The organism is Myxococcus sp. CA051A (assembly GCF_013336705.1).
Classification (GTDB): Bacteria; Myxococcota; Myxococcia; order Myxococcales; family Myxococcaceae; genus Myxococcus; species Myxococcus llanfairpwllgwyngyllgogerychwyrndrobwllllantysiliogogogochensis.
Genome location: NZ_JABUMS010000029.1, coordinates 42,922 through 53,643 on the forward strand (window position 1 = coordinate 42,922; position 10,722 = coordinate 53,643).

Below are 10,722 nucleotides of genomic sequence, written 5' to 3' on the forward strand. Positions count from 1 at the left end.
GTCTCCTCAGGTCACGAAGAAGAACCCGGCTTCGAGTCCGAAGCGCAGGTAGTCAGTCAAGCTGGCGCGGAGGTTGGCCTCGCGCTGCGGTTGTTGAAGGTGGTGGAACACGCCCATCTCCCCCTCGTCGCTCGCGCCCCGGCGGATGCCGGAGTCGGTGTCATCCCGGAGCTGGCAGTAGCCGGGGTCTCCATAGCGGTCCGACGTGAAGACGGGCTTCACGCGCCGCTCCACTTCCAGGCGCACGTCGTCGGGCGCGTCCTCGGCGTAGGCGGGCTGGCACCGGAAGCGCTGGGGCACGCGCGAGCCCGGCGGCACGTACGAGAAGCGCACGCAGCCTTCCTGCCGCTGCACCACGTCGACCCGGCCGGTGAAGAGCGAGTCGCTGCCGAGTACCAGCACGGTGGCCTCCACGCCCCCCAGCACCGTGCTGGCCAGCACGTGCAGCGCGCCCGTCCTGCCGGCGCCTTCGTAGGACTCCACCGGCGGATCCTCCACTGGCCCCGGCAGGGGTGGCAGCGGCTGGAGCGCCAGGCCTCCCAACCCGTCCACGATGCAGTCCTCCAGCCGGAGCGTGGAGGCGCGGCCCGTTTGAATCGGCCCGGTGATGCAGCGGCTCAAGAGGACGGTGCAGTCGCCGTCCTTCGCTCCTCGCACGACGAGGCTCGGCGCCTGGGTGCGCGGCTGTCCGTCGGGCATCAAGTCCCGCCCGGGGACCAGCGTGCAGTGCCGCAGGTCCAGGGTGGCGTTGTCGGCGGCGTACACCTCCAGCACGCCACCGCGCACCAGCAGTCCGCTGAGCACCAGCGTGGCGCCCTTGCCCAGCCGCACCACGCACCGTCCGCCCTGGAGGTCGAGGACCGGGCGCTGGAGGTTGGCGGCCCGCAGCTCCAGGCGCGCGCTGGACGCGACGTTCAGCGTGGTCAGCGGATAGCGCTCACTGTCGAGCACCTCCACCAGCGCGTCCGCGCTCGCGGCGCTCGTGTCCGTGGCCAGTTGCACGGAGGTGAAGGGGCCGGCCCGCGTGTCCACGCGGTAGGCGTCACGCTGCTCCAGGGGGAGGAGCGTCTCCTGCCGGTCATAGAAGCCGCCGCCCACCTCGCTGCTGAAGCCGTAGGCGTAGCTCACGTACAGCGTGTCGGGCACGGGCCGGCCCTGCGCGAAGGCCAGCCGGCCGAGGACCGGGTCCACCGCGACGAGGATGTCCCGGTTCACCGGTGGGGCGTTCGGGTCGGTGCCTGGATAGGGGAGGGTGGCGGCGGGGCGGTGCCAGGTGGACAGGTCGCAGATGACGATTTCATCCGGGGACACTTCCTCGAGCGTGTCCGGCGCCGTCTCGCGGTGGAGCGAGAAGGGGGGCGCGGCGCCAAAGGCGAGCTGCTCCGGCGTCCGGTCCTGCGCGAGCGCGGCGCGGCGGGCCTCCAGCTCGTCGTACAGCGGGCGGCGGCGCAGCGGGCCGGGCACGTTCAGCTCTCCGGCGAGCGAGCTGAGCGTGGTCTCCGACTGCGGCAGGTTGAACAGGTGGGTGTCGCTGCCCAGGACGTTGAAGCGGAAGAGGCCCGCTTCCGTGGCGCCGGGCTCCGAGCCGGGGAGCACGCGGAACGCGGGCGCGAGCACCACGGGATACGCCTCCAGTCGCCACAGGAAGAGGCCGACGTTGGGGAGGTTGTGCTTGCCGCGCTGGTTGTCGATGTGGCGCACGTCCACCGTGCGCGTCGCGTCCTCGAAGGGCGAGCCCACCAGCTCCAGCGCGTTCGAATCTCTCAGGTCCGGGGTGCGCAGGCTCGTGGGGCGCGGGTGGTTGACGTGCTGGGTGGTGCCCACGCGCTGGAAGAACTCCACCGCGCGCGCGGGCCAGCCCGTCACGTCGCGCGCGAGCTGCTCCAGCATGGCCGCGGTGCCCTTGCGCCGCCGGTAGGCCAGGGAGTTGGCCACATAGGCGCGCTGGCTGAAGAGGCCCGGGTCCACCGGCACCAGATCGCGCACCTTGAGCAGGTCGCCGATGTACGGCACCACCCACTCCTGGCACGTCTCGATGAACCAGTTGTCGTGGAGCTGGCCGATGTCCTCCTCGAGCGCCAGGAACTCGCGCTCCATGACGGCCAGCAGCGCGCGCAGGGGCTCGCCCTGGAGCGTGTCCTTGGCGCGGTGGATGGCCGGCAGCAGCTTGTACAGCCTGTCCTGCGGCGAGGGGCTCACGGGCTCACCTCCGACTCCACGACGAGCGTCACGCCCCGGTTTTCACCCTGGAGCGAAGGGTCCAACAGGAGCAGCTGCGCGGGCCGGAGCGTCGTGCCCTCCCACCGCGCGCCCCGGGCCCTGAGCAGCGAGAACAGTTTCTGGGCTGGCACCGCGGGCGTCGTCGGGTGCAGCCGCTCCAGGTCCACCATCACCACGCCGGGCACGTCCTGGAGGACGCGGATGATTTCCGCGCCGCTCACCGCCTGGGCGAACTTCCGCCGCTCGAACGAGAAGGCGTCGCGCAGCGCGGCCTCCGCGCGAGCCAGCACGTCCTCGGGCAGGTACCGCGCGTCCAGCCGCAGCCGGGCCTCCATCGCGAAGTAGAGCTGCTCGTACGAGGAGAGCGCGAACTGGCGGACCGGGTCGTGGTGCGTGCGCAGCGCTTCCTTCAGGCTCTCGTAGAGCAGGGAGTCCTCGGCCACCGGCCCACCGCTCTTCGCGGCGACGGTGACGTGGACGAGGATGCGCTCGCCGTTGGTCAGGTCCGCCGCCTGGGCCTTGCCGATGCCGGCGAACGTCGCGGCGAAGTCCTCGTAGTCCTGCAGCGACACCACGCGGCGCAGCGTCAGCACGGAGGCCGGAGCATTGGCGCGCGCGTCGTCGCGAGACTCGGGCGCGGCGGCGCCGGTGGCCGGGAGCGGGTTGGTGACCTCGCGGATGCCCAGCGGCCTCACCTTGAGCAGCGCCAGTTGTCCCCGGTCCACCTCGCCCTCCGGGCCGATGCCGGAGCGGTACACCGCCGTCACGTTCTCCTGGCCCGTGGGCAGCCGTGCGCCGGACACGCCGTCGCCGAAGGTCACCACCACGGAGCTGTCGTCCTGGATGCGCACCATGTAGACCTCGGCGCGCGCGTCCTGGCCGAAGAGGGTGGGCACCTCCTTCCAGAGCACGCCGTTGACACGGACCTCCAGCGTGCTCTCCCCACCCGTATCGGTGGGCGCGGGCACGTGGGTGAGAGGAGGCTTGCGCAGCACGAAGCGCTGGAGCATGCGCGAGCCATCTCCGCCCCCGAGCACCTCGCGCACCGTCTCGCCATGCGTGGAGGGCAGCACGTTGCCGTAGATGCTGACGGTGGAGCGCACCAACTGCGTGGACAGCTCCTCCGTCAGCACCAGTCGCGTGCGTCCATTCGCCAGCGGCTCCGCGCGGTCCAGCACCACCACCTCGCGGACCCATTCCCCTGACTCGGAGGTCTCCCGGTAGGGGCGGCCCTCGACGAGCAGCACGTGACCCGGCTCCAGGCCCTCCACCGCGCGGTCCAGCTCGATGTCATTGCCGCCCACCGGGTCCGTCCGGGGCATCTCGCCAATGGGCAGTTCCTCGCTCTGCGCGAGGACGACGGTGCTGCGCAGCGGGAAGTAGGACAGGTGCTCGTTGGTGTCGAACGTGAGGCGCGACACCTTGGCGTTCATCGTGAAGTCCTCACGCGCCCAGGGCTGGATGTCGGTGATGCGATACAGCTCCATGTACTTGGACTTCCAGAGCGCCACCCAGCTTCCGAGCACGAGCGTGGGGTACTCGCGGTCCAGGTCGACGATGCCCTGGACGGCCGTCTGGTTCTCGAAGTGGGGCCACTGGGTGAAGCGATTGTCGCCGGGCCTGTAGTCCGGGTTGTAGAGCTTCTTGATGTCCTCCGGCATCGCCTTGAAGGACGGCGCGTTGTAGCCGAAGAGGTTGCCTCGCAGCCGCAGCACATAGGCGCGCGGATGGTCCGCCGGGTCCACGCGAGGCGTGTCGCTGCCCAGCCCCGGCTCCCACTGCACCACGGTGTGGTTGAGCGCCGGCTCCGTCGGGTTCGTCACCCGGGTGACGCGCGTCACCCAGCGCAAGTCCCACTGCTCGCTGCCGGGAACCGTCTCCCGCTCCTCGCCCACGAGCAGCAGGGCGTCTCCCGGTTGGATTCCGGGCTGGATGCCCTGGAGATAGAGCGTGTCCTCGCCGCGCAGCAGCTCTTGAGGCCGCGTCCTGGGCACCTTGAGGACGTTCCACTCCGCGCGCGCCTCCATCGCCTCCGTCGTCTCGAAGGTCTGCGGCCTCGCGTCCTGTCCGGGGATGCTGAGCACCTGCACGCCCACGGGCACCGTCACCCGCGTGGGCGCGCCGGGCGCCGTCTCCACGGTGAAGACCAGGTACGTGCTGGCGGCGACGCCGGGCTTGAGCTCGTAGCCAAGCTGCCGCGCTAGCTCCAGCACCGAGCGCCGCTCCGTGGCGGTGCGCAGGAAGCCCTCGTTGGCGATGCGCTCCTGGTAGAAGGTCAGCACGTCCGCGGCCGTGGCCCACGCATCCAGCAGCGCGATGGACAGGTCCTCCGGACTGCGCGTGGACAGCGAGGCCAGGGGCCGGGTGCCCTGGAACTCTCCGTCCGGGAGGAACTCCGTCGGCAGTCGCGCCAGCATGCGCTGGAAGAAGCTGGAGTGCGTGCCGATGCGATACGCGAGCGCGGGTTGTCCCGGCCGGTTGTAGAGCGGCGTGGGCTCCGGCGGGCCCCGGTCCTCACACGCCTCGCAGTCCCCCGGGCCCTTGGCTGAAGTGCTCACAGGCCCCCCTGCATGAAGAAGTCGAGCTGCCCGTTCTCGGGCTGGCTCGGGTCATTGTCGAGCCGGGCGATCTCCAGCCGCTCCATGGCGATGAGCCCGTCCTTCCACTCGTCGCGCGGCACCTGTCCGAAGCGGCGGAAGCGCTGCGGCTTGCCCGGCGCGTCCTCCGTCTCCACCCACGCCACCCCGGGGACCTTCATGGCCGTGGCGACGAGCTGGCTCAGGTACACGGGCTGGCCGAAGGAGAAGTTGTCCGGGTGGAAGAAGCCGCGCTGTCCGCCCGGCAGCTCCGCCGTGCTGAAGGCCTCCAGCAGCGCGGCCTTCACGTTGGCGGCGAGATATCCCGGCGACACGCAGACCGTCATGGCGATGTCCAACGGGACGAAGAGGGGCGCGTCGACGCGCAAGTCGTAGCCCGCGAGGCGGAAGCGCTCCAGGAACGCGGTGAGCCGCTCGGAGAAGTCCGCGTCCACGGGGAAGCCGCCGCGCCGGTCCACGGTGACGAACATGGTGTGCCAGCTCCCCGTCCACCGCAGGCTGCCCACCGCGCGCTGCACCTCGGGGTGGCGCTGGGCCACCTCCGCGTAGTCGTCCTCCGTCACCGCGCGCTGCTGGACGCGGAAGGCCTCTGGCGCGTTGACGCGCACCCGCTCCACGGACTCTGGCTCCACGCCGCCCCGGGCGGGCAGCGGGTTGCGCACGCGCAGGATGGCAGCGCGCCAGTCGCCGCCCACCGGCGAGTACAGGTGGGAGATGGACTCCGAGCCCACGTTCCCGGAGGTGCCGTTGCCGATGCGATATGTCGCCGACACCGCCACGTCGGGGCTGGGGCGCTCGCCGAGCACGTTGTCCCCGAAGCGCAGCCGGGCCCGGCCGTCGTCCTCGACCTCGGCGACGAACTCTCGGCTGAACCGGCCGCTGTTGAGCAGCGTGCGACGGGGCGTCCACACCCGCCCGCTCTCCGCTTCTCGCAACCAGATGGCGGGCAGCGCCTCTTCGGCGGGCGTGCGCAGCGCCGCCGCCGCCGCGGAGGCCGTGGGGTCCACCGCGCGGCGCCCATCCACCCGGGACACCTGGGTGAGCGGCCCACGCGCGAGCCTGGGACGGTAGCGGCCCTCGACGGACACGGTGGGCAGCTCGTCCGTCAGCGTGCGGCCGTGGTCCACCAGCACCACGTTGCCGCGCGCCACGCTCACCGGCGCGGCCTGTCCTGGTGGGTCCTCTGTCTCACCCGTGGAGTCCAGCGGAACGCCCACGCTCCACAGGCACAGCTCGAAGGGCAGCGCGTCCTCGGGGCCCCACGCCACCTCCACCACGTCCAGGTCCATCAGCGGGTCGCGGGTGAACTCCACCTGCGTCAGCCGCACGGCGTGGCGGCGCGACGGCTCGGCGTCCACCACGCGTCCGGTCTCCGGGCTGCGCACCTCTTCCAGCAGCAGCACCAGCCCGGGCGTGAAGTTCTTCGGAGTCATCACCCGCTGCGCCGGGTCGGAGTCGAAGGGAGGATTCAGGAGCGTGGCGGCGGTGGCGCCCTGGGGCAGACAGCACCGGTCCTCGCCCCAGGTGTGGAAGACGATGCGGCCATGGCCGGAATGGAGGGTGGCGGGGTGGAGCGACTCGAACACCTCCGCGCCCGCCGTCACGGCCGCCTGGAGTTGCCGTGCATCGAGCACGCGAGGAGCATCCACGGTGGTGACGAACATCGCGCCAGGCGTCACGTCGGTGGGCCCGGGCAGGGCCCAGCCTTCCGCGCCGGAAGCCACCTGCACCGTCACCCACGCGCGCGCGTTGCCGCCGTCGTGCATGGGGTAGTCCAGGAGCTTCGCGTGGCGACGCACGGAGGTGCGCTTCCGCGCGGTGCCCAGGTACGCCTCGGTGGCCACCGCGTCCTGGTAGTAGCTGAGGTAGTCGGCCGAGTAGGCCATCAGCTCCACCAGCGTCACGCCCAGGTCCGCGGGGTTGCGCTCCTTCCACTGCGGCGTCACCTCCGACAGCCTGTCCAACAGCAGGCGCCGGAAGCTGGCGTAGTCCCGCGTGAGGTAGTCGATGGGCGGGTCCTCGCCCGAGGGTGCGTCGGGGTGCTTCGGCGGGGCGCAGTCGAACTCGCTCGGACACTCCACCTTGAAGGTGAAGTCCACGCGGGACAGGGGCGCGTCGAAGTCCGCGGGCGGCACCGTGTCCAGGAAGCCCCGGAGCAGCGCCAGCGTGTACGTGGAGAAGTCGCCCGAGGAGGTGGTGCGCACCACCAGCGTCTGCTCCGTCTCGTGCGTGCCGTTGGCCTCGTCCAGCTCCTTGCGCCGCGTGTACTCGGCGCGCTCGGCGGCGGTGGTGAGTGGGTCCGGCGGCGCCTGGTCCATGCGGAAGGCCAGGGCCACGCCGATGTCCTTGAGCCGCACGCCTCCGGTGATGGAGACGTTGTCCGCGTTCAGGGTCGCGGGCAGCGGCTTGTAGCAGCGCACCCATAGCGTCCGCTGGCGCTCCAGGCCGAGCGCCTCCGCGTCCTCGTCGAGCACCTCCAGATAGTCGATGCCGTTGAAGGTGGCGTGGGCCTCCACCAGCCGGCGTCGCTGCTCGCTCTTGCAGATGTAGCGCGCGCCCATGTCAGAGCTCCCTCGTGAACCGGGCCGTCTGACGCTGCTGCGTGCGGCGCACCACGTACCGCACCGTCACCTGGAGGGTGGCCTCCACGCTGAGCGTCTCCACGGCCTCCACCTGGATGAGGTCTCCTAGCCACTGTTGGAGCGCGCCCTGCACCAGGAACTGCGTGGCGGTGGCCAGCTCCGAGCTGTTGGGCGCGAAGACGAGCTGCCCCAGTCCGGTGCCGAACGTGGGCCGGTTGACGCGCTCGCCCGGCGAGGTGAAGAGCACCTGCTCAATCAGGTGCCGCACGTGCGTGTCCAGGTCCGCGTCCGCCGTGCGGCCCCGTCCATCCAATCGGTATGGGAAGGCGATGTGCATGGCTCAGGTTCCCTTCACCCGGACCTGCGTCATCACCACCTGGGGCGGTCCCAGGGGCGCGGCGCCAATGGACATCCCCACGCTGTTCTGCAGGATGACGAACTGGCCTCCCGCGCGCACGCGCACGGCGGGCACCAGCCACTTCACCTGCACGCAGGGGCCACTCGTCTGCGGCGGGAAGGGGCATCCGGTCACGAGATACTGGTCCGCCATGGTGGCCACGGGCTGGCCGCCCACCTTGACGCGGGGATTGCCGGGCGTGGTCTGCATCTGGCCCCCGTGCGGACACATCACCGTGGCTCCGACGTGGAGGAAGAAGGCTCCCATGGCTAGATGACCTCCAGCGCGCCGTTGTTGACGTTGACGCCCGTGGGACCGAGCTTGATGTTGGCGGCGCCGAACGACAGCTCGATGCCGGTGGCGCTGAGCACCACCTTGGCCGTCCCCCCGTGGTCGATTTCGATGCCAGCCGCCGTGAAGGTGGCCTTGAGCGGCATGGGCACGGCCGGAGGGCTCACCTCGATGGTCAGCCCGCCCGCGCCGGGCAGGTCGTCGAGCTTCAGGGTGATGGCGTCCGTCTTCCACACCTTGGTGGTGGGCAGGCCGGGGGTGGCCGGGGCCTCGCCCTCGCCCCAGAAGCAGCCGGCGACGATGGGGTAGTTGAGGTCTCCGCGCTCGAACTCCACCCAGACCTTTGCGCCCGTGGGCGGCACCGCGAAGAAGCCCTTGCCGCTGCCGCCATAGGGCATGCACGGCATGGCCCAGCCGAGCTGGCTGTCGCCCAGCACGGTGGGGACCTTCACCTGCACGCGGCCCATCATCAGCGGGTCGATGTTGTTGACCACCTCGCCGCGGTACTTCCCGAAGTACGTGCTCATGGCGGCACCACTGGGGTGAGCGCTCCGGTCCCCTCACGCGTGAGCGTGAAGCGCTGCTTGTATTCACCGGGGCGGATGGAGTGCGTGACGTTGCGCACGTAGAAGAAGCCGTCGTGTTCGAAGCCCGCGCCGCGCACACCCACCAGGCCTCGCGGGCGCAGCATGTCGCCGTAGCGCGTGGCATCCAGCTCCCCGGAGCCCGTGAGCACCTGGTCCGTGGACGCATCCGTCTGGCCCTGCGCCTGGGCGAAGGCCGCGATGTAGCCCGCCCCGTCCGGCACGTCCTCGAGCAGCGAGGTGCGCACGCGGGACTGCGACAGCAGCGCGGGCCGGCTGGCCAGCGGGGGCACGCGCAGGCTCGCGAAGGTCTTCACCGGGAGCGCCCGGCCGAAGGCGATGGCCTGCCCGCTCACGGACGTGGACGCGAGCGCGTTGTACTGGAAGTTGATGGAGTCGACGTTCGTCTGCGCGCCCAGGTTCACCGACAGGGCCCGCTGGGGAATGCCCAGCCGGTTGGGTGGGCCCCAGTACGCGGTGTTGGTCAGCGGCGCGGGGCCGGGCGTCACCTGGAAGACGTAGCCGTAGCGGCTCGCCATCTCCTGGAGGTAGGCGTAGTCGGTGCCTCGGAAGACGGGCGTGCGGTAGATGGGCAGCGGCACGTCCAGCGAGGGCGGCGGGATGATGACGGGAATCAGGCCGTACTGCGCGTAGCTCAGGACGAGCTGCGCGATGATGATGGGCTCCACCTGGGCCGGGTGCTCGTGGACCTTCTGGTCCAGGTCCATGGCGGTGCTGATGTCCTCTCCTGTGATTGTGAGCGTGGAGGCGCCGGGCTGCTGTGACGGGGTGAGCGTGCGGTGGGTGATGAGCCCGTCGAAGAGCACCTGCGGAATCACGTTGAAGGTGACGAGCAGCACCACGCGGTTCATGGGCTTGAGCAGCGGGTGGCCCACCAGCCCGTAATCCAGGAGGTGCATGGGGCCCGAGCGGCCCACGCCGAACGTGAGCTGGAAGCCCGAGCGGCCCTCGTCGTTGTGGGTGACCTCCACGTTCTGGAGGGACTCCATGAACGACGCGGGCGCGGGCACCGCCACGGTGGGGCCCAGCATCAGGGTGAGGTGGATTCCCAGCAGGCTCATCGCGCGCTCAGAATTCCGGCATGGCGATGCGCACCACGGAGCCCGTCTCGCGCATCAGGTCGAAGGGGTTGAGCGTGTCGTTGGCGTCGCAGACGCGCCAGAAGTGCTCCGGGTCTCCCAGCGTGCGGTGGGTGAGCAGGTCGAGCCTGTCCCCTTCGGTGACGGTGACTTCGGCGAGGACCTTCAGGGCATTGCCCGCGGGGATGAAGCGGCGGCGCTTGTAGGCCGCCACGCGCCCGTCGGGGAGCGTGAGGGTGGCGGTTTCCAGGGAGGCGTAGCGGCTGGTGGGGTCGAGCATGAAAGCTCCCGTGAGGCGTGGCGCTCAGCGTGGCAGCGAGGCATTGGCGACGCCGGAGATGCTGCCGACGACGGCCATGGCCTCCTTGACGACCTGGTGCGTGAGGAAGAGGGCGTAGCCGGGGTGCAAGAGGGGCAGGTCGTTGTAGGAGAGGACGCGCAGCCCCAGGGACACCTTGGCGCGGATGGGATTGAGGTTCGGGTCGAACGCTTCCTCGGTGATGGTGAACTCCGTGAGCTTCACGGGCAGCACCCGCTTGGGGCCCCAGATGAAGAGCGTCAACGGCGCGGTGGCGGGCACCACTTCCAGCGTGCCCACCTGCATCAGCACCGCGTTGAGGATGACCTGCGCCGACTTGGGGTAGATGAGCATCTCCAGCGAGGAGAGCTGGGGGTAGATGCCCAGGCTCCCTGCGATGGGGTCGCCATTGGCGAGCTGGTCCGTGGCGTCTATCTCCACGTCCACCCGGATGTTCTCCACCGGAGGACCCGCGAGCCGCAGGGCCTCCGTGCGGTCATTGCCGCCGTCGCCCGACATCTGGGGCGTCAGCGTGCGCGTCATCGTGTCCGGGTTGTATTGGAACACCACCAGGCTCGCGACGGGGTTGAACGGGTCCACCGCGACGATGGCGCCTCGCTGCGTGCGGGGTGTGCGTGGGAACGAACTCATGC

Annotated in this window: 9 protein-coding genes; all 9 read right to left on the minus strand. The window is 70.6% G+C overall.

Annotation, left to right across the window (positions count from 1 at the left end; genetic code table 11):
- Positions 1-6: 6 nt before the first annotated feature.
- From HUA74_RS42500 to HUA74_RS42540, 9 genes are read right to left on the minus strand one after another with little or no spacing between them, the layout of a single operon-like run.
- Positions 7-2,199, minus strand: coding sequence for a hypothetical protein (locus HUA74_RS42500; protein ID WP_141646211.1), 2,193 nt, complete (start codon positions 2,197-2,199; stop codon positions 7-9).
- On the minus strand, positions 2,196-4,778 hold the full coding sequence (locus HUA74_RS46995; protein ID WP_174459148.1) for a putative baseplate assembly protein: 2,583 nt from the start codon (positions 4,776-4,778) through the stop codon (positions 2,196-2,198). The genes HUA74_RS42500 and HUA74_RS46995 overlap by 4 nt, the downstream gene beginning before the upstream one ends.
- Positions 4,775-7,378, minus strand: a complete 2,604-nt coding sequence (locus HUA74_RS42510) for a putative baseplate assembly protein (protein ID WP_174459149.1) — start codon at positions 7,376-7,378, stop codon at positions 4,775-4,777. The genes HUA74_RS46995 and HUA74_RS42510 overlap by 4 nt, the downstream gene beginning before the upstream one ends.
- 1 nt (position 7,379) lies before the next feature.
- Entirely contained in the window at positions 7,380-7,736 is a 357-nt protein-coding gene (locus HUA74_RS42515) for a GPW/gp25 family protein (protein WP_141646214.1), read from the minus strand.
- 3 nt (positions 7,737-7,739) lie between these two features.
- Positions 7,740-8,063: a hypothetical protein gene (locus HUA74_RS42520; protein WP_141646215.1), complete on the minus strand. Its 324-nt coding sequence runs from the start codon at positions 8,061-8,063 to the stop codon at positions 7,740-7,742.
- A 2-nt stretch (positions 8,064-8,065) separates the two neighbouring features.
- Positions 8,066-8,614 carry a phage baseplate assembly protein V gene (locus HUA74_RS42525; protein WP_141646216.1) on the minus strand — a complete coding sequence of 183 codons (549 nt, stop codon included), beginning with the start codon at positions 8,612-8,614 and terminating at the stop codon, positions 8,066-8,068.
- Positions 8,611-9,753 carry a hypothetical protein gene (locus HUA74_RS42530; protein WP_174459150.1) on the minus strand — a complete coding sequence of 381 codons (1,143 nt, stop codon included), beginning with the start codon at positions 9,751-9,753 and terminating at the stop codon, positions 8,611-8,613. The genes HUA74_RS42525 and HUA74_RS42530 overlap by 4 nt, the downstream gene beginning before the upstream one ends.
- Positions 9,754-9,760: 7 nt before the next feature.
- The gene (locus HUA74_RS42535; protein WP_141646218.1) at positions 9,761-10,051 is read right to left on the minus strand and encodes a hypothetical protein; all 291 of its coding nucleotides are present in this window, start codon (positions 10,049-10,051) and stop codon (positions 9,761-9,763) included.
- 24 nt (positions 10,052-10,075) lie between these two features.
- Positions 10,076-10,720, minus strand: a complete 645-nt coding sequence (locus HUA74_RS42540; RefSeq protein ID WP_141646219.1) for a hypothetical protein — start codon at positions 10,718-10,720, stop codon at positions 10,076-10,078.
- Between the last annotated feature and the right edge of the window lie 2 nt (positions 10,721-10,722).